The 24,265-nt window shown below is 55.5% G+C and carries 23 protein-coding genes and 1 riboswitch; of the genes, 9 read left to right on the top strand and 14 right to left on the bottom strand.

What is annotated here, in order from left to right:
• Window positions 1-20: 20 nt before the first annotated feature.
• Together dinG and rhlE are read right to left on the bottom strand one after the other, a co-directional pair.
• Complete coding sequence (gene dinG, locus FDX01_RS19775) at window positions 21-2,171, bottom strand: ATP-dependent DNA helicase DinG (protein ID WP_096757763.1); 2,151 nt, start codon at window positions 2,169-2,171, stop codon at window positions 21-23.
• 95 nt (window positions 2,172-2,266) lie between these two features.
• A complete protein-coding gene (rhlE, locus tag FDX01_RS19770; protein ID WP_096757764.1) occupies window positions 2,267-3,613 on the bottom strand; it encodes an ATP-dependent RNA helicase RhlE in 1,347 nt (448 codons plus the stop codon).
• Between the two features lie 229 nt (window positions 3,614-3,842).
• Here rhlE and cecR point away from each other — a divergent pair, with 229 nt between their 5' ends.
• Genes cecR through FDX01_RS19745 form a run of 5 tightly spaced genes read left to right on the top strand, consistent with a single transcriptional unit; the run spans window position 3,843 to window position 9,484 of the window.
• Window positions 3,843-4,520 (top strand): transcriptional regulator CecR, encoded by a 678-nt coding sequence (gene cecR, locus FDX01_RS19765; protein ID WP_137400331.1) that lies wholly within the window; start codon window positions 3,843-3,845, stop codon window positions 4,518-4,520.
• Window positions 4,517-5,512, top strand: coding sequence for a secretion protein HlyD (hlyD, locus tag FDX01_RS19760; protein ID WP_096757766.1), 996 nt, complete (start codon window positions 4,517-4,519; stop codon window positions 5,510-5,512). Before cecR ends, hlyD begins: the two co-directional genes overlap by 4 nt.
• Window positions 5,505-7,241, top strand: coding sequence for an ATP-binding cassette domain-containing protein (locus FDX01_RS19755; protein WP_117341670.1), 1,737 nt, complete (start codon window positions 5,505-5,507; stop codon window positions 7,239-7,241). The genes hlyD and FDX01_RS19755 overlap by 8 nt, the downstream gene beginning before the upstream one ends.
• Entirely contained in the window at window positions 7,234-8,367 is a 1,134-nt protein-coding gene (locus FDX01_RS19750; RefSeq protein ID WP_115258998.1) for an ABC transporter permease, read from the top strand. The genes FDX01_RS19755 and FDX01_RS19750 overlap by 8 nt, the downstream gene beginning before the upstream one ends.
• Window positions 8,368-8,377: 10 nt before the next feature.
• On the top strand, window positions 8,378-9,484 hold the full coding sequence (locus FDX01_RS19745; protein WP_137400330.1) for an ABC transporter permease: 1,107 nt from the start codon (window positions 8,378-8,380) through the stop codon (window positions 9,482-9,484).
• Here the strand turns inward: FDX01_RS19745 and FDX01_RS19740 are convergent.
• The gene (locus FDX01_RS19740) at window positions 9,446-9,856 is read right to left on the bottom strand and encodes a YbhQ family protein (protein ID WP_115258999.1); all 411 of its coding nucleotides are present in this window, start codon (window positions 9,854-9,856) and stop codon (window positions 9,446-9,448) included. The two genes, FDX01_RS19745 and FDX01_RS19740, sit on opposite strands and share 39 nt — an antisense overlap.
• 130 nt (window positions 9,857-9,986) lie before the next feature.
• On the opposite strand from FDX01_RS19740, the gene FDX01_RS19735 reads away from it, so the two are divergent.
• From FDX01_RS19735 to FDX01_RS19725, 3 genes are read left to right on the top strand one after another with little or no spacing between them, the layout of a single operon-like run.
• Entirely contained in the window at window positions 9,987-10,748 is a 762-nt protein-coding gene (locus FDX01_RS19735; RefSeq protein ID WP_115259000.1) for an endonuclease/exonuclease/phosphatase family protein, read from the top strand.
• Window positions 10,745-11,986: a cardiolipin synthase ClsB gene (gene clsB / locus FDX01_RS19730; RefSeq protein ID WP_137400329.1), complete on the top strand. Its 1,242-nt coding sequence runs from the start codon at window positions 10,745-10,747 to the stop codon at window positions 11,984-11,986. The genes FDX01_RS19735 and clsB overlap by 4 nt, the downstream gene beginning before the upstream one ends.
• Window positions 11,986-12,948, top strand: coding sequence for a YbhN family protein (locus FDX01_RS19725; protein WP_096757773.1), 963 nt, complete (start codon window positions 11,986-11,988; stop codon window positions 12,946-12,948). The genes clsB and FDX01_RS19725 overlap by 1 nt, the downstream gene beginning before the upstream one ends.
• A gap of 100 nt (window positions 12,949-13,048) precedes the next feature.
• Here the strand turns inward: FDX01_RS19725 and FDX01_RS19720 are convergent, their stop codons facing one another.
• From FDX01_RS19720 to moaA, 6 genes are all read right to left on the bottom strand, one after another.
• Window positions 13,049-13,753 (bottom strand): Bax inhibitor-1/YccA family protein, encoded by a 705-nt coding sequence (locus FDX01_RS19720; protein WP_137400328.1) that lies wholly within the window; start codon window positions 13,751-13,753, stop codon window positions 13,049-13,051.
• A gap of 41 nt (window positions 13,754-13,794) precedes the next feature.
• Window positions 13,795-14,247, bottom strand: a complete 453-nt coding sequence (moaE, locus tag FDX01_RS19715) for a molybdopterin synthase catalytic subunit MoaE (protein ID WP_115259002.1) — start codon at window positions 14,245-14,247, stop codon at window positions 13,795-13,797.
• A gap of 1 nt (window position 14,248) precedes the next feature.
• The gene (gene moaD, locus FDX01_RS19710) at window positions 14,249-14,494 is read right to left on the bottom strand and encodes a molybdopterin synthase sulfur carrier subunit (RefSeq protein WP_096757776.1); all 246 of its coding nucleotides are present in this window, start codon (window positions 14,492-14,494) and stop codon (window positions 14,249-14,251) included.
• Window positions 14,487-14,972 carry a cyclic pyranopterin monophosphate synthase MoaC gene (moaC, locus tag FDX01_RS19705; RefSeq protein WP_096757777.1) on the bottom strand — a complete coding sequence of 162 codons (486 nt, stop codon included), beginning with the start codon at window positions 14,970-14,972 and terminating at the stop codon, window positions 14,487-14,489. The genes moaD and moaC overlap by 8 nt, the downstream gene beginning before the upstream one ends.
• Before the next feature lie 2 nt (window positions 14,973-14,974).
• Window positions 14,975-15,487, bottom strand: a complete 513-nt coding sequence (gene moaB / locus FDX01_RS19700; protein WP_096757778.1) for a molybdenum cofactor biosynthesis protein B — start codon at window positions 15,485-15,487, stop codon at window positions 14,975-14,977.
• A 19-nt stretch (window positions 15,488-15,506) separates the two neighbouring features.
• A complete protein-coding gene (moaA, locus tag FDX01_RS19695; RefSeq protein WP_096757779.1) occupies window positions 15,507-16,496 on the bottom strand; it encodes a GTP 3',8-cyclase MoaA in 990 nt (329 codons plus the stop codon).
• A riboswitch (molybdenum cofactor riboswitch) is annotated at window positions 16,484-16,629 on the bottom strand. It overlaps the preceding gene by 13 nt.
• Window positions 16,630-16,917: 288 nt before the next feature.
• Here moaA and yvcK point away from each other — a divergent pair.
• On the top strand, window positions 16,918-17,826 hold the full coding sequence (gene yvcK / locus FDX01_RS19690) for a uridine diphosphate-N-acetylglucosamine-binding protein YvcK (RefSeq protein WP_137400327.1): 909 nt from the start codon (window positions 16,918-16,920) through the stop codon (window positions 17,824-17,826).
• A gap of 159 nt (window positions 17,827-17,985) precedes the next feature.
• Here yvcK and uvrB read toward each other — a convergent pair whose 3' ends face one another.
• From uvrB to bioB, 5 genes are all read right to left on the bottom strand, one after another.
• On the bottom strand, window positions 17,986-20,007 hold the full coding sequence (gene uvrB / locus FDX01_RS19685) for an excinuclease ABC subunit UvrB (protein WP_115259005.1): 2,022 nt from the start codon (window positions 20,005-20,007) through the stop codon (window positions 17,986-17,988).
• A 632-nt stretch (window positions 20,008-20,639) separates the two neighbouring features.
• Window positions 20,640-21,320 carry a dethiobiotin synthase gene (gene bioD / locus FDX01_RS19675; protein ID WP_137400326.1) on the bottom strand — a complete coding sequence of 227 codons (681 nt, stop codon included), beginning with the start codon at window positions 21,318-21,320 and terminating at the stop codon, window positions 20,640-20,642.
• On the bottom strand, window positions 21,313-22,068 hold the full coding sequence (gene bioC, locus FDX01_RS19670) for a malonyl-ACP O-methyltransferase BioC (protein ID WP_137400325.1): 756 nt from the start codon (window positions 22,066-22,068) through the stop codon (window positions 21,313-21,315). Before bioC ends, bioD begins: the two co-directional genes overlap by 8 nt.
• The gene (gene bioF / locus FDX01_RS19665) at window positions 22,055-23,209 is read right to left on the bottom strand and encodes an 8-amino-7-oxononanoate synthase (protein ID WP_137400324.1); all 1,155 of its coding nucleotides are present in this window, start codon (window positions 23,207-23,209) and stop codon (window positions 22,055-22,057) included. Before bioF ends, bioC begins: the two co-directional genes overlap by 14 nt.
• Entirely contained in the window at window positions 23,206-24,246 is a 1,041-nt protein-coding gene (gene bioB / locus FDX01_RS19660; protein ID WP_096757785.1) for a biotin synthase BioB, read from the bottom strand. The genes bioF and bioB overlap by 4 nt, the downstream gene beginning before the upstream one ends.
• Window positions 24,247-24,265: the final 19 nt, after the last annotated feature.

The raw sequence follows: 24,265 nt of genomic DNA, 5'->3' as shown, positions 1-24,265 counted from the left end.
CTTGCCTGTTGCTCACATCGTTAACGCCGACGGCGGCGTGTGGGTTTCGCTTTTTCTTTTGGTTTTACTATAACGTCTGGCACACCAGGTTGCTCTATCGGAAATATGGGTAACGCATTCAGTAAACGCTGACCATAGTTTTTGGTCAATAAACGCTTATCGTAAATCACCACTTCGCCCCAGCAACCGTGACTACGAATGAGTCGCCCAACCTGCTGAATCAAATTGAACGATGCCGCAGGTAAACTCTGCACCTCAAAGGGATAGCGATTCAGGCTTTTCAGCCATTCGCCCTCAGTCACCACCACCGGGCTGTCGATGGGCGGAAACGCAATTTTGTGAATATGAACCTGAGTCAACAGGTCGCCTTTCAAATCGAGGCCTTCGGCAAAAGACTGCAGCCCAACCAGCACGCTACGCTCACCGTTTTGCACCCGCTTGCGGTGCAGTTCCACCAGTCGGTAGCGCGGCTGATCGCCCTGCACCAGCAACAGCAGACGCAGATCGGTTACGTGCTCAAGAAAACGCTGCATTGCCCGACCGCTGGCAAAGAGCACCAGCATGCCCTGATGTTTTTTACTTTCCACCTGTTCGCGGAAATAAGCCGCCATTTCGGCAATATGCTGCTCTTCGTTCTCCATCAACGGTTCGTAACGCATCTGCGGAATGACAATTTTGCCTTGCTCGACATGATTAAACGGCGAGTCCAGCGCAACAAAACGGTCCCCTGCTTTTTCTTTCAGGCCGCTCATCTCCTGCAGGCGCGAGAAACTGTTGAGCGAGCGTAAGGTGGCAGAGGTGACGATAATATGCGGCACGCTGCGCCACAGCAGGCGTTCAAGCTGATCGCTGACGCGGATCCCCACGCAGTGAAACCAGACATGCATCTGTCCGTCACGCACGTCACGCGTCACCCATTTGGTCACCGGCGCGCCTGATGACTGCGCCAGTGAAGCCAGCCGCCACAGTTTACTTTGCGCTTCAAACATACCCAGCGCCCGGTTCATCTGCAAAATAACCCGATGCAGACGAACGATATCGTGGCTGCCGGTTTTTTCGCTGAGATCGTTGAGGAACAGTTCCGCCAGACCGCGTAGCATCTCGGTGAGCTTCGCCAGACGCTGACAAATCTCCATCACTTCCGCAGGCAGCTCGCCCATTGCAAAGCGGTGTTCGGCTTCCTGCGTGGCGGGCAGGTACAGATTGAGGATGTTGTTTAGTGAGGCGATCAGCTCATACAGCTCTTCACAGTGGGCGTTCAGGCGCTCTGGATTAGCCAGCGGCGGCGTGGTTTTCGGGCGAAACTGCTCCAGGCAGGTCGCCACGAGTTTGCTGAATAAATCCAGCTGCAGCCGATACCAGGGCGCGGTAATCTCGGCGCTCATTTCCAGCGCATCGCGCGCGACGTCCGGCAGATGGTGGCCTTCATCAAGCACCAGCAGCAAATTTTTCGGTTCCGGTAACACCGCTTCGCTCTCCATGGCCGCCATAACTAACGCGTGGTTTGCCACCACCACTTCGGCTTCCTGGATCTCACGGCGGGCAACAAAAAATGGGCATTCACGGTAGTAATGACAGTTACGGTTCAGACAGCTGGCTTTATCAGTGCTCAGACGCTGCCAGAGCCCGTCATCAATGGCGATATCGGTGTGATCGCGCAACCCATCCCATTTGTAAGTGTCGAGGTCGCCTTTGAGCCTGGCGCAACGTTTTTGTTCTTCCTGGTTGTTGGGCGTCAGATCATCGTCGAGAAACGCCAGCAAATCCTGCTGATTGGGTTCGGTACTGGCCAAGGCCGCTAAATTACGCGGGCAGACATAGCGCCCTCGCCCAAACGCGGCGGTAAATCGCAGATCAGGGATAATTTTGCGCAGCAGCGGCAGGTCTTTACTATAGATCTGATCCTGCAACGCGACGTTGGCGGTACTGACCACCAGCGTTTTTTGTTCTTCACGGGCAATGGCAATCCCCGGAATTAAATAGGACAGCGTTTTCCCGACGCCGGTCGGCGCTTCGATAGCCAGATGTCGCCCGTCTTCCCCAGCCAGCGTTTTCGCGACATCAGCAATCATCTGCCGCTGCGGTGCACGGGGGATAAAGTCGGGGATCTGTTCCTGAAGCGCCTTATACCAGGCGGCAATTTGCGCTTTCAACGCTGCGGTTAATGCCATGAGAAAACCTGAAATACTGTATAAACAGCCACTATTGTGGCACTTTCTGATACGCGTCGCAAAAAAAAAGCCCGGCTATTCGGCCGGGCTCGCAATTACTGTGCAGAAGACGGTCTGCGAGGACGACGCGGTGGACGCGGTTTGTCGCCTGCCGGTTTGCCTTCACTGTTACGTGGTTTCGCTTTTGGCGCACCACCGTCCTGGCGACGCGGCTGCTGACCACGGCCTGCTCCACCTTGCCCACGACCACCGCCGCCGCCACGCTGCTGGCGTCCGTTCTGGATTGGCTCGGCTTTAATCGACGGGTCCGGCGCATAGCCATCAACCGCAATACGCGGGATCTCTTTTTTCAGCAGTTTTTCGATGTCATGCAGCAGCTTGTGCTCATCAACACACACCAGAGACAGCGCTTCACCGGTAGCCGCAGCACGACCGGTACGTCCGATGCGGTGAACATAGTCTTCCGGGACGTTTGGCAGCTCATAGTTCACCACGTGCGGCAGCTCTTCAATGTCGAGCCCGCGAGCCGCGATGTCGGTCGCCACCAGCACGCGAATATCGCCGGATTTAAAATCGGCCAGCGCACGCGTACGCGCACCCTGCGATTTATTACCGTGGATCGCCGCGCTGCGAATACCGTCTTTATTCAGCTGTTCTGCCAAGTGGTTGGCACCATGTTTGGTACGGGTAAAGACCAGCACCTGCTGCCAGTTACCCTGGCCAATCATCTGTGACAGCAATTCACGTTTACGTTTTTTATCCACAAAGTGAACGAGCTGGCTGACCTGCTCAGACGCGGTATTACGACGCGCAACTTCAATTTCCAGCGGGTTATGCAGCAGTTTTTCTGCCAGCGACTTAATGTCGTCAGAAAACGTTGCGGAGAACAGCAGGTTTTGACGTTTAGCGGGCAGTTTAGCCAGTACACGACGAATATCATGGATAAAGCCCATATCCAGCATACGGTCCGCTTCATCCAGTACCAGGATCTCAACCTGATCCAGTTTCACCGCGTTTTGATGTTCCAGATCGAGCAAACGGCCCGGCGTTGCCACCAGCACATCTACGCCACTGCGCAGTTTCATCATCTGCGGGTTAATGCTCACGCCGCCGAAAACCACCAGCGAGCGAACGTTCAGATACTTGCTGTAATCGCGGACGTTTTCACCAATTTGTGCTGCCAGCTCGCGGGTTGGCGTCAGGATCAGCGCACGCACCGGACGACGGCTTTTGCCATGCGGCTGATGGGTAATGAGGTGTTGTAACAGCGGCAGGGTAAAACCTGCCGTTTTCCCCGTGCCGGTCTGGGCGCTGGCCATCAGATCACGGCCTTCCAGCACGGCGGGGATTGCCTGCTGCTGAATAGGGGTAGGTTCACGGTAACCCTGCTCGGCAACGGCGCGCAAGATTTCAGGATCTAAACCAAGGGAATCAAAAGACATAACTACTCCGAACCGCCCTGACCGTTACCGGTGTCGTTTTCAGGACGATACTCGCAAAAGAGATGACAAAAACCACAATGTCATGAAGGGGCGGAGTGTAGCAGTTTTTGTGATGTACCGCATAAATTATCCCGCCAGCCGCGAAAAACAAAATAAACCACCAGACTAGACAAGTGCAGAAATCAGTCATAATCTTAATCAATCGATTGATTAATAATTTAGGCATGCCATGAATACATCCACCATGACAATTAAAGGTGAACAGGCAAAGAACCAGCTGATTGCCGCCGCGCTCGCACAATTTGGTGAGTACGGACTGCATGCCACTACGCGCGATATTGCCGCTCAGGCTGGACAAAACATCGCCGCAATTACCTACTATTTTGGTTCAAAAGAGGATTTATATCTCGCCTGCGCCCAGTGGATCGCGGATTTTATCGGTTCACAGTTTCGCCCTCATGCTGAAGAAGCCGAGCGTCTGTTTACCCAACCCGAGCCGGATCGGGCCGCCATGCGCGAACTGATCCTGCGTGCCTGCAAAAACATGATCATGCTGTTAACCCAGGATGACACGGTTAACCTGAGCAAATTTATTTCGCGCGAACAGCTCTCCCCCACTGCAGCCTATCAGTTGGTGCATGACCAGGTGATCAACCCGCTGCATAGCCACCTGACCCGCTTAATTGCCGCTTATACGGGTCGCGATGCCAATGACACCCAAATGATCCTGCATACCCACGCCATATTGGGTGAAGTGCTGGCCTTCCGTTTGGGTAAAGAAACTATTCTGTTGCGCACGGGTTGGTCACAATTTGATGCGGATAAAACCGCGCTAATTGAACATACGATCACCTGTCACATCGATCTTATTCTGCAAGGTTTAACGCAAAGGAGTCTGGAGTTATGAAAAAACCTGTCGTTCTCGGGCTGGTTATCGCGGCCCTCGTTGCCGTGATTGCTGGTGGAACGTGGTGGTATCAAAGCCAACAAGATAACGGCCTGACCCTGTACGGCAACGTCGATATCCGCAGCGTCAATTTAAGTTTTCGCGTAGGCGGCAGGCTGGCCTCGCTGGCGGTTGACGAAGGTGATGCGATTACTGCCGGTCAGGTACTGGGCGAACTGGACCACGCCCCCTACGAAAACGCGCTGATGCAGGCGAAGGCTAACGTTGCCGCCGCGCAGGCGCAGTACGACCTGATGCTGGCCGGGTATCGGGAAGAAGAAATCGCACAAACCGCGGCGGCCGTGAAGCAGGCCCAGGCAGCGTATGACTACGCGCAGAACTTTTATAATCGCCAGCTCGGATTATGGAAAAGCCGCACTATCTCAGCCAACGATCTGGAAAACGCCCGTTCTTCACGCGACCAGGCGCTGGCAACGCTGAAATCCGCGCAGGATAAACTCAGTCAATACCGCAGCGGTAATCGTCCGCAGGATATCGCCCAGGCGAAAGCGACGCTCGAACAGGCTCAGGCGCAGCTGGCGCAGGCTGAACTCGATTTGCATGACACCACGCTGACCTCCCCGTCTGACGGCACACTGCTTACCCGTGCGGTCGAGCCCGGCAGTATGCTGAACGCGGGCGGCACGGTGCTGACGCTGTCGCTTACCCGGCCGGTGTGGGTCCGCGCCTATGTGGACGAACGCAATCTGAGCCAGGCGCAGCCAGGACGTGAAATTCTGCTTTATACCGATGGCCGCCCGGATAAACCGTACCACGGCAAAATCGGCTTTGTGTCGCCAACAGCAGAGTTTACACCGAAAACGGTAGAGACCCCGGACCTGCGTACCGACCTGGTCTACCGCCTGCGTATTGTCGTGACCGATGCCGACGATGCGCTGCGTCAGGGAATGCCGGTGACGGTGAAGTTCGGTGACGAGGCGCGGCATGAATGACGCAGTCATTACCCTCAACGGGCTGGTTAAGCGCTTTGCCGGGATGGAAAAACCGGCGGTCGCCCCGCTCGACTGCACGATTCACGCAGGTTATGTCACCGGTCTGGTAGGTCCCGACGGCGCAGGGAAAACCACGCTGATGCGGATGCTGGCGGGCCTGTTGAAGCCGGATGGCGGCAGCGCGACGGTGATTGGCTTTGACCCCATCATCAACGACAGCGCCCTGCATGCGGTGCTGGGCTATATGCCACAGAAATTCGGCCTGTATGAAGATTTGACCGTCATGGAGAACCTCAATCTCTATGCCGATTTACGCAGCGTTACCGGTGAAGCGCGGGAGAAAACCTTTGCCCGTCTGCTGGAGTTTACCTCGCTGGGGCCGTTTACCGGACGTCTGGCGGGGAAACTCTCCGGCGGCATGAAGCAGAAACTGGGCCTTGCCTGTACGCTGGTCGGCGAACCCAAAGTGCTGCTGCTGGATGAGCCCGGCGTGGGCGTAGACCCAATATCCCGCCGCGAATTGTGGCAAATGGTGCATGAACTGGCCGGGGATGGCATGTTGATCCTCTGGAGCACCTCGTATCTGGACGAGGCCGAGCAGTGCCGCGATGTGCTGCTGATGAACGAAGGTGAATTGCTCTATCAAGGCGATCCGACTCAGCTGACGCAAACCATGGCCGGACGCAGTTTTTTAATGAGCAGCCCGCAGGAAAATAACCGCAAACTGCTACAACGCGCGCTCAAGTTACCGCAGGTCAGCGACGGCATGATTCAGGGGAAATCCGTGCGCCTGATTCTGAAAAAAGCGGCCACGGCGGACGATATTCGCAAAGCTGAAGGCATGCCGGAAATCACCATCACCAGTACAGCCCCGCGCTTTGAAGATGCGTTTATCGATTTACTCGGCGGCGCGGGAACCTCTGAATCGCCGCTGGGCGCTATCCTGCACACCGTAGAAGGTACCGCCGGTGAAACGGTGATTGAAGCCAAAGCGCTGACCAAAAAATTCGGTGATTTTGCCGCCACCGACCATGTGGACTTTGCCGTCCAACGCGGTGAGATTTTTGGCCTGTTAGGCCCCAACGGGGCGGGTAAATCGACCACGTTTAAAATGATGTGCGGCCTGCTGGTTCCCACCTCAGGTAAAGCGCTGGTGCTGGACATGGACCTGAAGGTCAGTTCCGGAAAAGCACGCCAGCATCTGGGTTATATGGCGCAGAAATTCTCCCTGTACGGTAACCTGACGGTGGAGCAGAATCTGCGCTTTTTCTCCGGCGTCTACGGCCTGCGCGGACGCGCACAGAAAGAAAAAATCGATCGTATGAGCGAGGCGTTCGGCCTGAAGAGCATAGCCTCTCATGCCACCGACGAACTGCCGCTAGGCTTTAAGCAGCGTCTGGCGCTGGCCTGTTCGCTGATGCATGAACCCGACATCCTGTTCCTCGATGAACCGACCTCCGGGGTTGATCCCCTCACCCGTCGCGAGTTCTGGCTGCATATCAACAGCATGGTAGAAAAAGGTGTGACGGTAATGGTCACGACCCACTTTATGGACGAGGCGGAATATTGCGACCGTATCGGGCTGGTGTACCGCGGTAAGCTAATCGCCAGCGGCACGCCGGACGACCTGAAAGCGCAGGCGGCCGATAACGACACGCCGGACCCGACTATGGAGCAGGCGTTTATCACGCTTATCAATGACTGGGATAAGGAGCACGCACATGAGTAATCACGCGCTTTCATGGCGACGCGTGCGCGCGCTGTGCATTAAAGAAACGCGGCAGATCGTGCGCGATCCCAGTAGCTGGCTGATTGCCGTGGTGATCCCATTACTGTTGCTGTTTATCTTCGGCTACGGGATTAACCTCGATTCCAGCAAGCTGCGGGTGGGGATTTTGCTCGAGCAACAGAGCGAAGAGGCGCTGGATTTTACCCATACCATGACCGGCTCGCCGTATATTGACGCCACCATCAGCGACAACCGCCAGGAGTTAGTTGAGAAAATGCAGGCCGGGCGTATTCGCGGACTGGTGGTGATCCCGGTGGATTTTGCCCAGCAGATGGCGCGGCCAAACGATATTGCGCCCATTCAGGTGATCACCGATGGCAGCGAACCGAACACCGCCAACTTTGTGCAAGGCTATGTGGAAGGCATCTGGCAGATTTGGCAAAAGCAGCGGGCAGAAGACCGCGGCGAATCGTTCGAACCGCTGATCGACGTGCAGACCCGCTACTGGTTCAACCCGGCGGCGATCAGCCAGCATTTTATTATTCCAGGAGCGGTGACCATTATTATGACGGTCATCGGCGCGATCCTGACCTCATTAGTGGTCGCACGTGAATGGGAGCGCGGTACCATGGAAGCGCTGCTGTCGACCGAAGTCACCCGCGTCGAATTGCTGCTGTGTAAACTGATCCCCTATTATTTTCTCGGCATGCTGGCGATGCTGCTGTGTATGCTGGTGTCGGTGTTTATTCTTGGCGTGCCCTATCGCGGTTCTCTGCTGATCCTGTTTTTTATCACCAGCCTGTTTCTGCTCAGTACGCTTGGCATGGGATTGCTGATCTCCACCATCACCCGCAACCAGTTTAACGCCGCGCAGGTGGCGCTCAACGCCGCTTTCCTGCCATCTATTATGCTGTCGGGCTTTATCTTCCAGATAGACAGCATGCCCGCCATTATTCGCGCGGTGACGTATATCATTCCCGCACGTTATTTCGTCAGCACCCTGCAAAGCCTGTTTCTGGCGGGAAATATTCCGGTAGTGTTGATCATCAACGTGCTGTTTTTAATCGCTTCGGCGGTGATGTTTATTGGTCTGACGTGGCTTAAAACCAAACGTCGGCTGGATTGAGGGGACAGCCATGTTTCATCGTTTATGGACATTAATTCGCAAAGAGCTGCAGTCGCTGTTACGCGAGCCGCAGACGCGGGCGATCCTGATTTTACCGGTGCTGATTCAGGTGATCCTGTTTCCGTTTGCAGCCACGTTAGAAGTGACCAACGCCACTATCGCCATCTATAACGAAGACAACGGCAAGCATTCAGTGGAATTAACACAGCGCTTTGCCCGCGCCAGCGCCTTTACCCATATCCTGCTGCTGAAAAGCCCGCAGGAGATCCAACCGACCATCGACACGCAAAAAGCCCTTTTGCTGGTGCGCTTCCCGGCCGACTTTTCGCGTAATCTGGATACCTTCCAACAAGCACCTATGCAGCTGATCCTTGACGGGCGCAACTCAAACAGCGCGCAGATCGCAGCGAATTATCTGCAACAGATCGTTAAGGAATACCAGCAGGAGTTGATGGACGGCAAAGCGAAGCCGAACAACAGCGAACTGATGGTGCGTAACTGGTATAACCCGAATCTGGATTACAAATGGTTTGTCGTTCCGTCGCTGATCGCCATGATCACCACCATCGGTGTGATGATCGTCACCTCGCTGTCGGTAGCCCGTGAACGTGAGCAGGGCACGCTGGATCAGCTGCTGGTCTCTCCGCTCACCACCTGGCAAATTTTCATTGGCAAAGCGGTGCCTGCGCTGATCGTGGCTACCTTTCAGGCTACTATCGTGCTGGCTATTGGCATCTGGGCCTATCACATTCCGTTTGCCGGTTCGCTGGGCTTGTTTTACTTCACGATGGTGATTTACGGGTTGTCGTTGGTGGGCTTTGGTCTGCTGATTTCATCGCTGTGTTCAACCCAGCAGCAGGCGTTTATCGGCGTGTTCGTCTTTATGATGCCGGCAATTTTACTGTCAGGGTACGTTTCTCCGGTCGAAAACATGCCGGTCTGGCTGCAGAATCTGACGTGGATAAACCCAATCCGTCACTTTACGGACATCACGAAACAGATTTACCTGAAGGATGCGAGCCTGAAGATTGTCTGGGGAAGTTTGTGGCCACTGTTGGTGATAGCGGCCACGACCGGATCAGCGGCGTATGCGATGTTTAGACGCAAAGTGATGTAGTTTTTTGTCTTTCGCCAGCAGCGAAATCACTGCGGGTCCGGCAAGGATCGCCAGTCCCGCTAACGCCAGTAAGACGTTGTTTTGCAGCACGCGGGACAGCAGCCACAGTACGATCATCGCCGCACCGAAATACCACGTGGTGGTCAGCTCTTCCAGTACGTCGGCGACATCACGCCAGCGCTGTTCATGATGACGCTGCAGCGCCAGCATTAATAAAACCGTGACGCCATAAACGACGCATAATCCCAGGCCGACGCGCACCAGCGTGCCGCTCATCCAGCCCATTACCAGCAATGCCACTACCAGTAAATGCAACACAATCTGCCAGCAACTAAGACCTGTTGCGACACGAACACGTTGTTGCCACCTCATGGCTTTTCTCCTGAAGGATCTTTAACTAATTGTTCAGAGTACCGGACTTTACGGAAAATTCCGTAACACCGCATCCTTTTGTGACGCCGACTACACTATTTAAAGGAAAAATGACGCCGACAGGAGAATCATGAGCGGACAAACAGTTCGATTTTCATTCAATGTGCTCACAATTAATACTCACAAAGGTTTTACCGCCTTTAATAAGCGATTTATTTTGCCTGAGCTACGCGATGCCGTCAGAACGGTCGGTGCGGACATTGTGTGCCTGCAGGAAGTGATGGGTGCGCACGAGGTTCACCCTCTGCACGTGGAGAACTGGCCAGATACCACGCACTATGAATTTCTCGCAGATACCATGTGGAGCGACTTCGCCTACGGACGCAATGCCGTGTATCCGCAGGGGCATCACGGTAACGCGGTGCTGTCGCGCTATCCCATTGAACATTATGAGAATCGTGATGTATCCGTCGGCAGCAGTGAAAAGCGCGGTGTGCTTTACTGCCGCATCGTGCCGCCGATGCTCCCTCACCCCATCCATGTGATGTGTGTACATCTTGGTTTGCGTGAAGCCCACCGCCAGGCGCAATTGACCATGCTGGCGGATTGGGTCAATGCCCTGCCTGAAACGGAACCCGTGGTGGTGGCCGGGGATTTCAACGACTGGCGGCAAAAGGCCAATCATCCTTTGAAAACGCAGGCCGGTCTTGACGAGATTTTTACCCGCGCCCACGGACGCCCGGCGCGTACCTTTCCGGTACGTTTGCCGCTGCTGCGCCTCGACAGGATCTATGTGAAAAACGCCAATGCCAGTATTCCGACGGCGCTGGCGCTACGTCACTGGCGACATTTGTCCGACCATGCCCCCCTGAGCGCGGAGATTCATTTATGAAATATGGCTGGCGTGAAGGCAATCAAATTCAGCTGCTGGAAAACGGCGACCAGTACTACCCTGCCGTGTTTAAGGCCATTGAACAGGCGCAGCAAAAAATCATCCTTGAGACTTTTATCTGGTTTGAAGATGCTGTCGGGAAACAATTGCATGCGGCACTGCTCAGTGCGGCACAGCGTGGTGTTAAAGCCGAAGTGCTGCTCGACGGCTACGGGTCACCGGATCTCAGCGAGGAGTTTGTCAGCGAACTCACCACCGCGGGCGTGGTTTTCCGCTATTACGACCCACGCCCGCGGTTGTTCGGCATGCGGACCAACCTTTTTCGCCGCATGCACCGCAAAATTGTGGTGATTGACGACCGTGTCGCTTTCGTCGGCGGGATTAACTATTCCGCCGAGCATATGTCCGATTACGGCCCAGAGGCCAAGCAGGACTACGCCGTGCGAATTGAAGGTCCCATCGTGGCAGACATCCTGACCTTCGTGCTGGAAAACCTGCCGGGGCAAAGCGCCGTGCGCCGCTGGTGGCGACGTCATCATCGGGCAATCGAAAATCGCCAGCCCGGCGAGGCGCAGGCGCTGTTTGTCTGGCGCGATAACGAAGAACATCGTGATGATATTGAACGCCATTATTTGAAAATGCTCACCCAGGCCAAACGCGAAGTGATCATTGCCAACGCCTATTTCTTTCCCGGCTATCGCCTGCTGCATGCGCTGCGCAAAGCGGCGCGACGCGGCGTGCGGGTCAAACTGATAGTGCAGGGTGAACCGGATATGCCGATTGTGAAAGTCGGCGCTCGCCTGCTGTACAACTATCTGGTGAAAGGCGGCGTCCAGGTGTATGAATACCGTCGCAGACCCCTGCACGGCAAAGTCGCGCTAATGGACGATCACTGGGCGACGGTGGGCTCCAGCAACCTCGACCCGCTCAGCCTGTCGCTGAATCTGGAGGCCAACATCATTATCCATGATCGCGCATTTAACCAGGTCCTGCGGGACAATCTGCATCCCATTATTACCGAGGATTGCCAGCAGGTAGATGAATCGATGCTGCCCAGACGCACCTGGTGGAACCTGACCAAGAGCGTGCTGGCGTTCCACTTTTTACGCCACTTTCCGGCGCTGGTCGGCTGGCTACCGGCGCACACGCCGCACCTTACCGAAGTCGCGCCTCCCGCGCAGCCGACTCTGGAAACGCAGGACCGCATTCAGGCTGAAGATGCAGGAGGGGAACCCTGATGGCGAAAGCATCTCCCCGCTGGCGGTTAGCAAAAAAGATCCTCACCTGGCTGTTTTTTATCGCGGTGATCGTACTGCTGGTGGTGTATGCCAGCAAGGTCAACTGGGAAGAGGTCTGGTCGGTTATCCGGGATTACAACCGCCTCGCCCTGCTCAGCGCCATTGGTCTGGTCATCGTCAGCTATCTGCTGTACGGCTGTTATGACCTGCTCGGACGCTATTATTGCGGACACAAGCTGGCAAAACGTCAGGTGATGCTGGTGTCGTTTATCTGCTACGCCTTCAACCTGACGTTAAGCACCTGGGTGGGCGGCATTGGCATGCGCTATCGACTCTATTCCCGCCTCGGATTACCGGGCAGCACGATCACGCGCATTTTCTCACTCAGCATTACCACCAACTGGCTGGGCTATATTCTGCTCGGCGGGTTTATTTTTACCTTCGGCGTCGTTCAACTGCCCGCACACTGGTATATCGACGAGGCCACACTGCGCATTCTGGGTATCGTACTGCTGCTGATTATTGTCATTTATCTGTGGTGTTGCGCCTTCGCTAAACATCGGCATATCACGATTAAAGGGCAAAAACTGGTGCTGCCATCGTGGAAATTCGCGCTGGCGCAGATGGCCATCTCCGGAGCAAACTGGATGGTGATGGGAGCGATTATCTGGCTGTTATTAGGCCAGGATATCCATTATTTCTTCGTGCTGGGCGTGCTACTGGTCAGCAGTATCGCCGGGGTTATCGTACATATTCCGGCGGGTATCGGCGTGCTGGAAGCGGTATTCATGGCACTGCTGGCGGGCGAAAATACCTCGCAAGGCACGATCATCGCCGCCCTGCTCGCGTATCGCGTACTGTATTATTTTATCCCGCTGCTGCTGGCGTTGATGTGCTATTTGCTGCTGGAGAGCCGGGCGAAAAAACTGCGGGCAAAAAACGAGAAGGCAATGGCGAAATAACCGTGAAGGTTATTGCCGGATGCGGCGTAACGCCTTATCCGGCCTACTTTCTACGCAACACGGTAGGCCGGATTAGCGCAGCGCCATCCGGCAGCAGAAATTAACGACGATTGCCGAAAATACGCAGCAGCATCAGGAACAGGTTGATAAAGTCCAGATACAGCGTTAACGCCCCAAGGATCGCGTATTTACGCAGGTTAGAACTGTCGCGCAGATCGATTTGCTCGCCGATGTTTTTCAGCTTCTGCGTGTCATAAGCGGTCAGGCCGACAAACACAATCACCCCAATGTAGGTCACCGCCCACATCAGCGCTTCGCTCTTCAGCCAGAAGTTAACCAGCGAAGCCAGCACGATGCCGATCAACGCCATAAACAGCATGTTGCCAAAACCACTGAGATCGCGCTTGGTGGTGTACCCGTACAGGCTCATGATACCGAACATCCCGCCAGTGACCACAAACGTGCTGGCGATAGACGAGTAGGTATAGACGATAAAGATGCTCGACAGCGTCAGCCCGGTTAATGCCGAATAGAGCATAAACAGCGTGGTGGCCATACCGGCGCTGAGCCTCTGCACCATGCCGGAAAGGACAAACACCAGCGCCAGTTGGGCGATGATCAGCCCAAAGAAGGTGATTTTGCTGGAAAAGACAAACATCATCACCGCCGGCGTGTTCGCCGCATACCAGGCAATAAACGCCGTCAGTAACAACCCGCAGGTCATCCAGCCGTAGACTTGCGCCATATAGGTTTGCAGACCGGAACGGGCCTGCACAATAGAATCGGTTCGTGGGAATCGGTCCATGACAATCTCCTGAGTCAGTATGTACCTAAACCAATTGTACTCTACCAGCGTTTTGCTGCTTGCTTATCGCTGTCGCGGGCATCAACCCAACGGTCGCCTTCCGGCGTGGCCTCGCGTTTCCAGAACGGCGCGCGGGTCTTAAGATAATCCATAATAAACTGTCCGGCGTCAAAGGCACTGCTGCGATGCGCGCTGGTCACGCCAACGAAGACTATCTCATCTCCCGGCCACAGCTCACCAATACGGTGGATAACCGTCACGCGGCCCAGCGGCCAGCGTTCACGCGCCTCATCGACGATTTCCGCCAGCGCTTTTTCGGTCATGCCCGGGTAATGTTCCAGCGTCAATGCCTGCACGCTGTCCCCGAGATTGTGATTACGCACTTTACCGGTAAACGTGACCACCGCGCCGTCTTCATCGCGCTCTGCCAGCCAGGGATATTCTTCCCCAACGCTAAACGGCGCAGGCCCAACAACAATTCGCGTTTCAGCCATCTCAGCCTCCGGTTACCGGTGGGAAGAAGGCCACTTCATCACCTGCGTTGAGGGGATGGTCGAAGCTCACCAGCGTTTGGTTGACGGCCGCCAGCAGCTTGCCATCTTCTAAAGCCAGCGCCCAACGATCGCTTTGCGCAGCCAGATGCTGGCGCAAGGCTTCCACCGTGGGAAAATCTGCCGCGACTTCTAACGTATCTGCGTTCACCAGTTCTCGCACCTGGGCAAAGAAAAGCACCTTAATCATCTGCATCCACCTTAAAATCACCCGACTTGCCGCCGCTTTTCGCCAGCAGACGTACCGGACCAATCACCATATCCTTTTGAACCGCTTTGCACATGTCGTAGATGGTCAGCGCCGCCACCGATGCTGCGGTTAACGCTTCCATTTCGACGCCGGTTTTCCCGGTCAGTCGGCACAGCGATTCAATGCGCACACGGTTGTGTTCCGGCTCGGCGCGCAGATTAACTTCAACCTTGCTGAGCATCAGCGGGTGACATAGCGGGATAAGATCCCAGGTACGCTTGGCGGCCTGGATACCGGCAATACGTGCGGTCGCGAAAACATCGCCTTTATGGTGGCTGCCGTCGATAATCATCGCCAGGGTTTCGCTACGCATAGTGACGAAGGCTTCGGCGCGCGCTTCACGTACGGTTTCGGCTTTGGCGGAAACATCCACCATGTGCGCTTCGCCAGCGGCGTTAATATGAGTCAGTTGCGACATACTTATTTCTTCAAATGGGGGTGGAAGTTACACGGACGCGTACGGGCATCGAGCTGCGGCGCAATGATATTTTCCCAGGCAGTGCGACACGCTTTGGTCGACCCCGGCATGGCAAAAATCAGCGTTTTATTGGCTACACCGGCAATCGCGCGTGATTGCAACGTCGCGGTGCCAATCTCTTCAAAGGAGAGCATGCGGAACACTTCGCCAAACCCTTCGACTTCACGGTCGAACAGCGGCAACAGCGCTTCTGGTGCCTGGTCGCCTTCGGTCAAACCGGTACCGCCGGTAATCAGCACCACTTGCACATCGTCACTGGCAATCCAGGCGGAAACCTGGGCGCGGATGGCATAGCGGTTCTCTTTAACAATCGCCTTGTCTACAATCTGATGACCCGCCTCCAGCGCACTGTCGCGCAGATAATGGCCGGAGGTATCGTCCTCTTCGCCACGACGGCTAGAAACAGTAAGAATAGCAATGCGTGTCGGGATAAATTCAGCGCTTACCTGACTCATGAAAAACTCCTTTTAGCGATCAGCCGCCAATGTAAGATAAGTTTTGCGTAATACCGGTATTGTTCTGATGCAGGAAGTGGGTCTGCTTTTTCTCCAGCAACGCGCTTGAGATACGTTCTTCCAGCGCAGACTGCTGAGCGTCATCTTCCAGCAAATCACGCAGGCTGACCCCGCCTTCACCGAATAAGCACAGATGCAGTTTGCCGACAGAAGAGACGCGCAGACGGTTGCAGGTGGCGCAGAAGTCTTTCTCATACGGCATGATCAGACCGATTTCACCCGCATAATCGGGATGACAGAAAACCTGCGCCGGACCGTCGCTGCGCTGGCGTAGCTGATGGATCCAGCCGCGACGCAGCAGTTCATCGCGCAGTACCTGGCCGGAGATATGGTGTTTACGGAAGAGAGAACTGCCTTCGCCGGTTTCCATCAGCTCAATAAAGCGTAATTGAATCGGACGTGGCTGGATCCAGGCGAGAAAGGTGTCCAGTTGATGGTGGTTTACATCGCGCATCAGCACGGTGTTCACTTTGACTTTCTCAAAACCGGCATCAAAGGCGGCATCAATGCCCGCCATCACCTGTTGAAATTTATCCTGCCCGGTAATGGCATGAAACTGACGGGCGTCAAGGCTGTCGACGCTGACGTTCAGCGCCGTGAGCCCCGCCTCACGCCAGGTGGCGGCATCCCGTGCCAAACGATAACCGTTGGTGGTCACCGCTATCTGGCGGATGGCGTCATTTTCTCGCACGGCGGCGATGATGTCGGTAAAGTCGCGACGCAATGACGGTTCGCCCCCGGTCAGACGCACTTTTTCCGTTCCCAGATTGGCGAACGCACGCGTGACACGACGAATTTCATCAACGGTCAAAAAACCGTTATTGGTGACCCCACCGGGCTTGTAGCCATCCGGCAGGCAGTAGGTGCAACGAAAGTTACACACATCGGTAATCGACAAACGTAAGTAGTAAAACTTACGTGCGAAAGCATCGGTAAGTTGAGAGCCCATGTACACCTTTCCAAATACGGGAGGCGGAGTCATTTCTTCCTGCGCCCTGGTGACAATCTGATGTAAGCCTTGTCACGGCCAAAGCACCGTATCATTTGACCCAGGTGCAGAGGCTAGAGTGTTTATACTCGTCATACGTCGAGTACATGTTGGTTATGCCGATACTAGCGTGTAAATAACAGTTTTGCCATGTACACTTTCGCTATATAATCCTATACATAGCGACATGATCGTGCAATTTCGCTACAGAATAAGCAAAAATCACAGTTTTGCATTGATATACATCATCTTGCTATCAGGTGGATGTCGTCAAAAAGAGGTAGATCGCCTAAATTTATTTTCACACCCCCCCACCAGATAATTGCTGAAAACCTGCAATTTACGCTACTGTAACGGCGATCAATTGATATCAGGAATAACTATGCGCACTCGCACGTTGGCGGATCTGGATCGCGTTGTCGCTCTCGGCGGAGGGCATGGATTGGGACGCGTCCTCTCTTCACTTTCTCCTTTAGGTTCACGCCTGACGGGCATTGTCACCACCACCGATAACGGCGGCTCTACCGGTCGAATTCGCCGCTCCGAGGGAGGTATTGCCTGGGGAGATATGCGTAACTGTCTGAACCAGTTAATTACCCAGCCCAGCGTCGCATCCGCGATGTTTGAGTATCGTTTTGGCGGTAATGGCGAACTTTCCGGGCATAACCTCGGAAATCTGATGTTAAAGGCATTAGATCACCTCAGCGTACGGCCTCTGGAAGCGATCAATTTAATTCGCAGCCTGTTGAAAGTTGACGCGCATTTAATTCCGATGTCCGAGCTGCCGGTCGATTTAATGGCTATCGACGATCAGGGACATGAGATTTATGGCGAGGTGAATATCGATCAGCTCACTATCCCGCCTCAGGAACTGATGCTGTCGCCAAAGGTGCCGACCACGCGCGAAGCGGTAGAGGCTATCGCTGAAGCCGATTTGATTCTGATTGGGCCGGGCAGTTTTTACACCAGCCTGATGCCTATCCTGCTGCTCGACGAACTGGCGCAGGCCTTACGTCGCACACCGGCTCCGATGGTCTACATCGGCAATCTGGGGCGTGAACTAAGCCTCCCTGCCGCCAGTCTGACGCTTAACGATAAGCTGACTATCATCGAACAATATGTCGGGAAAAAAGTGATTGATGCGGTGGTTGTCGGGCCAAAAGTGAATGCTTCAGCCGTGAGTGACCGCATTGTGATTCAGGACGTGCTGGAAGCCAGCGATATTCCGTATCGCCACGACCGTCAGCTGTTGCACGACGCGCTGGAAAAAGCGGTGCAAGCGTTAGGCTAGGTGGAATTGCCTGATGGCGCTACGCTTATCAGGCCTACCGAAGCGTTCTGTTCCGCCATCCGGCACCAAACACTGCCTGATGTGCTGCGCTTATCAGGCCTACCAACGCGCTCTATCCCGTAGGCCGGATAAGGGATTTATCCCGCATCCGGCACCCACTTACGATGCCGCGATAAACAGCTCGCGCAGCTGGTGCAGCTGATCGCGGATTTGAGCAGCTTCTTCAAACTCCAGGTTCTGCGCGTGCTTCATCATCTGCCCTTCCAGTTCATGGATTTTCTGCTGCAGCGCCTTCGGCGTCATATCCAATTCAACCACCTCGGACTTCGCGCCGGAACGCGACTTGCCTCGGCCCTTGGCTTTGGTCTTGGCAATATTTTGCCCCAGCGCCAGAATGTCGACCACCTTCTTGTTCAGCCCCTGCGGCGTAATACCATGCTCTTCGTTGTACTGATGCTGCTTCTCACGACGCCGTTCGGTTTCGCCGATCGCCTTTGCCATTGAGGCCGTAATTTTATCGCCGTAGAGGATCGCTTTACCGTTGATGTTACGTGCCGCACGGCCGATAGTCTGGATCAGCGATCGCTCAGAACGCAGGAACCCTTCTTTGTCGGCGTCCAGAATCGCCACCAGAGAGACCTCTGGCATGTCCAGACCTTCTCGTAACAGGTTGATACCCACCAGCACGTCAAACTCGCCCAGACGCAGGTCACGAATGATTTCCATACGTTCCACGGTGTCGATGTCCGAGTGCAGATAGCGCACCCGCTCGCCGTGCTCTTCGAGGTATTCCGTGAGGTCTTCCGCCATCCGCTTGGTTAGCGTCGTCACCAGTACACGTTCGTTGATCGCCGCGCGGATACGAATTTCAGACAGCAGGTCATCGACCTGTGTTGCCACCGGGCGCACTTCAATCACTGGATCCAGCAGGCCGGTCGGTCGTACTACCTGATCAACGACGTCATCGCCGGATTTCTCCAGCTCATAGTTGCCCGGCGTGGCGGAAACATAGATGGTTTGCGGGGCCAGCGCCTCAAACTCTTCAAACTTCAACGGGCGGTTATCCAGTGCTGACGGCAGACGAAAACCGTACTCGACCAGCGTCTCTTTTCGCGCCCGGTCGCCGCGATACATACCGCCGATTTGCGGAATAGTCACGTGGGATTCATCGACCACCAGCAGGCCATCGGCTGGCAGATAGTCAAACAGCGTCGGCGGCGGCTCGCCAGGCCCGCGCCCGGAGAGATAGCGGGAATAGTTTTCAATGCCCGAACAGTAGCCCAGCTCGTTCATCATCTCCAGATCGAACTGCGTACGCTGGCTTAAGCGCTGTTCTTCCAGCAACTTGTTGTTCGCCAGCAGGTTTTTACGCCGCTCGGCAAGCTCGACCTTAATGTCTTCCATCGCCTGCACAATGCGTTCGCGTGGCGTAACGTAGTGCGTTTTAGGGTAGACGGTAAAGCGTGGAATGCTGGATTCAACCTGCCCGGTCAGCGGGTCAAACAGTGACAAACGCTCCACTTCTTCATCAAACAGCTCCACGCGCAGCGCAATGTCGTCAGATTCTGCCGGGAAGATGTCTATCACTTCACCGCGCACACGGAACGTCCCGCGCTGAAATGCCTGATCGTTGCGGGTATATTGCAGCTCCGCCAGCCGCCGCAAAATGGCGCGCTGGTCGATGATCATGCCGACCGTCAGGTGCAGCATCATTTTCAAATACAGGTCCGGGTCGCCCAGACCATAGATCGCGGAAACCGAGGCCACCACAATGACATCCCGACGCTCCAGCAGCGCCTTGGTCGCCGATAGTCGCATTTGCTCGATGTGTTCGTTGACCGACGCATCTTTCTCGATGAATGTATCAGAACTCGGTACGTACGCTTCCGGCTGGTAATAGTCGTAGTAGGAGACAAAATACTCTACCGCGTTATCCGGGAAGAATTCTTTCATCTCGCCATAAAGCTGGGCCGCCAGCGTCTTGTTGGGTGCCAGCACCATGGTTGGCCGCTGGAGGTCCGCAATGACGTTGGCGATGGTGAACGTTTTCCCCGAACCCGTTACGCCCAGCAGCGTCTGATGCGCCAGACCATCCTCCAGCCCTTCTTCCAGGCGACGAATCGCCTCAGGCTGATCGCCAGAGGGTTTAAAAGCGGAATTCAGTTTGAACGGTTTACTCATGAGCAGCTACCTGAAGCAATGGGCGGGCAGGTGTCTAATTTTACTCGCAGCAGTAGATTTTGCCAGTAAAATATACTGGATGAAAAAACAGTAACACACCACAATATTTCTGTTACGCCCCCTTAACCCCCATCACGGCGGGCTAAAATTTGACCGCAGGCAAGATAAAACACCAGCAAAAATGTGTTATCCCCAGACCTATGACTTTTTTAACATTTGTCAAGCCAGGAGATGAAAGTTTTATGGCAACAGATGACACTTCCGCGACAGCCATTGCTTTTATCTAACAATCTGTATTTGAATAACTATTTTCTCAAGCCGTCTTTCGCAGCAATTTAGTCGCAGGCCGCGTCTTCTCTCGCTTACATAGTGTTTTCTAACTCTAATGCACAAGGTTATCCACAGGAATAGTGGATAACTGTCTCCAGCCCGTGCTGACTGCCGCCTGGCAGAAACGTATCGATGTCCTTTTTTGGTCGAATAAAAAAAAATTATCGCTAAATTTTGATATTTATCAGCTAACGAAGCGGGCTGGAGCAGTCGAGATCCTGCTCGCATTTTCATCATTTTTTTGCCTGCCCAGGGCGTTAACACGGGCAGGCCACAGCAGCCTATCCGCACCAAAATGGCGCCTAAGGCAGCGTGCTCAGATCGATATAGCGTCCGGTCTCTGCCCGCTCCGGCGTCGCTGACAGCCACGGGATCTCGCCCAGCAGCGGTGCCGCAAGTGTGCGCCTCAGCGTCGCCATGTATTCAGCGTGACGCTTCCCTGGCGGGGTTACGTCATTGGCAACCCAGCCGACCAGCGTCAGCCCGGCCTGGCGTATCGCCTGCGCGGTCAGGAGGGCATGATTGATACAGCCGAGCTTCACGCCCACCACCAGAATCACCGGCAATTGTTCCGTTTGCACCCAGTCGGCAAAGCTCAGCGTCGGCGAAAGCGGGGTCAACCATCCCCCGGTCCCTTCGACCAGCACCCAGTCGGCCTGTTTCTCCAGGGCGCGTAAACCGGCAGACATCACCGGGGCCTGAATCGGTCGCCCTTCATCGGCGCTGATAATATGCGGTGACGTGGGTTCGGCGAAGGTATACGGATTGATGGCCGCATAGTCCACTGCCAACGTACTGTTCCGCTGCAACGCCAGGGCATCGCTGTTACGCAGGCCGTCTGCCGTCATTTCACTGCCCGAGGCGACCGGCTTGTAGCCCACGGTCCGGTAGCCCAACTGTCCTGCCGCCTGTAACAATGCACAGCTGGCGATGGTTTTACCGACCTCGGTGTCCGTCCCGGTGACAAAATACGTTTTAGTCACGTTGAATCACTCCCCAAAAAAGATGGTACGTCAGCGGGTATTTCCCCTGTTTCTGGGGCCAGGCTAACTGTAACTGTTGCAGCTGTGAGCGGGTCAGCACGCGCTGTTCGCGACCTTCATGCAAATGCGTCGCGCCAATGCCTTTGAGCGAACGCATGGCGCTCAGCGCATCGTCAAACCACAGCGTGACGGCCTGCATCTGATACTCAACCTCCCAGCCGTGCAGCGCGTTTTCCAGCTGTTCGACGGATAAAAAACGGTTGGCGTGCGCCCGGTTATCCACCGCCTGCCACGCCTGACGCAGTTCCGGCATCGAGCCATGCGCCAGGGTGCTGAAGGCCACCGTCCCGCCGGGGCGCACGACGCGGTAGAGTTCGCCTAATGCGTGGCGTAAATCGCCACACCATTGCACGGCAAGATTGCTCCAGGCCAGGTCAAACGTCGCGGTATCTTGCGGAATGGCCTCAATATCGGCCAGCAGATAATGGTGCGCCGCATCGTGCCGCTGGGCTTGCGCCAGCATAGGCGCAGACAAATCCAGGGCGCTGACCTCGCTCCCCTGCTCTCGCCAGTAGCGACTCATGCGACCTGGCCCGCAGCCGGCATCCAGCACGCGGGCATACTGCCGCCCCGCCAGCCGCGCCAGTAACGCATCGGCGCTTTGACGCTGTAATTCAGCGTGTTGTTCGTAGTGGGAGGCAGCGCGTCCGAACGCGGCGGCAATGGCCTGCTTATCAACCTGCGTCATGCAGCACCTCCAGCAAGCGGTCGATATCCTGAGCTTCATGCGCCTGAGTCAGCGTTAGTCGCAGTCTGGCAGTACCAACCGGCACGGTAGGTGGCCGGATTGCCGTCACCCAGCAACCCCGATCGCGTAACGTCTGCGCCAGCTGCAACGCTTTTTGGTTATCGCCGACGATCAGTGGCTGAATGGCGCTGTCTGACTGTGCCAGCAGCAAATCAGGGTTCGTCATACCGGCACGAAAACGCTGGATAAGCATCGCCAGCTTTTCCCGGCGCTCGTCGCCTTCAGGGCTGCGGATCACCGCCAGTGCGGCGCGCAACGCCTGAGCCTGTGCCGGGGGCATACTGGTGCTGTAAATCAGATGGCGAGCAAACTGCAGCAGATAATCGGCCACGCTGTCAGAGCAGAGAATGGCCGCCCCGCTGACGCCAAAGCCTTTGCCGAAGGTCACCACCAGCAGCTCGGGCTTGACCTGCTGCTGCCAGCACGAACCGCGTCCTTCCTCACCAGTGACGCCAATACCGTGAGCATCATCCACCAGCAGCCACGCCTCCTGGCGCTGCGCCTCGGCGTGGATTTGCGCCAGCGGCGCGCTGTCGCCGTCCATGCTGAATACACCTTCGGTGACCACCAGCTGTTGCCCCGGACAGGGAGCCGCCAGCAGACGAGCTAAATGCTGAGTGTCGTTATGGGTAAAGCGGCGCAGCATGGCCGGGCTCAGACTGGCGGCCTCCAGCAGCGAAGCGTGGCTGAGTCGGTCTGCAACAATGCGATCCTGTTTACCCATCAGCGCGGCAATCACCGCTTGATTGGCGGCAAACCCGGAGGTAAACAGCAGCGCGCGTGAATAACCCAGCCATTGTGCCAGTTCGTCTTCCAGCGCCTGATGCGCTATGGAATAACCGCTGACATGCCCTGATCCGCCGCTGCCGACGCCAAATCGGTCGGCCCCTTGCTGCCACGCACAGACGATCTGCGGATGGTGGCTTAGCCCAAGGTAATCGTTACTGGAAAAATTCAGATATTGACGACCATCTGCCTGCAACCAACGCCCGGCGCCCTGCGTCACCGCATGACGACGGCGCAGAGCATCGGCAGAACGACGCGCCGCAAGCGCATCGTCAATTTTTTGCTGCCAGGTCATACAGTTGCCGCGTTGTAGTAATCGTCAGTGTCTGGAGTGCGCAGGGCCTGTTCCAGACGCTGCTGCTGTTCGTTATCGCCCGCCAGCACCGCCGTTTGCTGGGGATTCAGGCCCAGCTTGCGGAACAGCAGCAGGTCTTTATCTTCGTTCGGGTTCGGCGTGGTCAGCAGTTTACAGCCGTAGAAAATCGAGTTAGCCCCGGCCATAAAGCACATGGCCTGGGTCTGTTCGTTCATTTGTTCGCGTCCTGCAGACAGACGGACATACGAGGTCGGCATCATGATGCGCGCCACGGCGATGGTGCGGATAAAATCAAACGCATCCACATCGTCATTATCCGCCAGCGGCGTGCCCTTCACCTTCACCAGCATATTGATGGGGACGCTTTCCGGCGGAGTGGGCAGGTTTGCCAGCTGCAGCAGCAACCCGGCGCGGTCAGTGACCGTTTCGCCTAAGCCGACAATGCCGCCAGAGCAGACTTTAATTCCGGCTTCACGCACTTTATCCAGCGTATCCAGGCGTTCCTGATATGAACGGGTAGTGATGATATTGCCGTAAAACTCCGGCGAGGTGTCGAGGTTGTGGTTGTAGTAGTCGAGACCCGCGCTGGCCAGACGCTGCGCCTGCGTTTCATCCAGCGTACCCAGCGTCATACAGGCTTCCAGCCCCAGTTCTTTCACGCCCTGCACCATTTGTTCCAGGTAAGGCATATCGCGCTCGTGTGGATTCTTCCACGCAGCGCCCATGCAGAAACGCGTTGAACCGGCTTGTTTGGCCTTACGCGCAGAGTCCAGTACCTGCTCAACTTCCATTAAACGCTCGGTTTCCAGACCGGTTTTATAGCGGGAACTTTGTGGGCAATATTTGCAGTCTTCCGGACAAGCGCCGGTTTTTATCGACAACAACGTACTGACCTGTACCTGCTGCGGGTCAAAGTGCTGACGGTGGATCTGTTGCGCTTCAAACAGCAGATCCAGCAGTGGTTTTTCAAATAATTCGGTAACTTGCGACATTGTCCAGCGAGAAGAATGAGCCATATTGGTGTTCGTTTCATTT

Origin of the sequence: Citrobacter sp. wls613 (assembly GCF_005281195.1) — a bacterium.
GTDB lineage: Bacteria > Pseudomonadota > Gammaproteobacteria > Enterobacterales > Enterobacteriaceae > Citrobacter > Citrobacter gillenii.
Note: the sequence above shows the minus strand (reverse complement) of the source record. Positions and strands in the feature narration are given on the sequence as shown.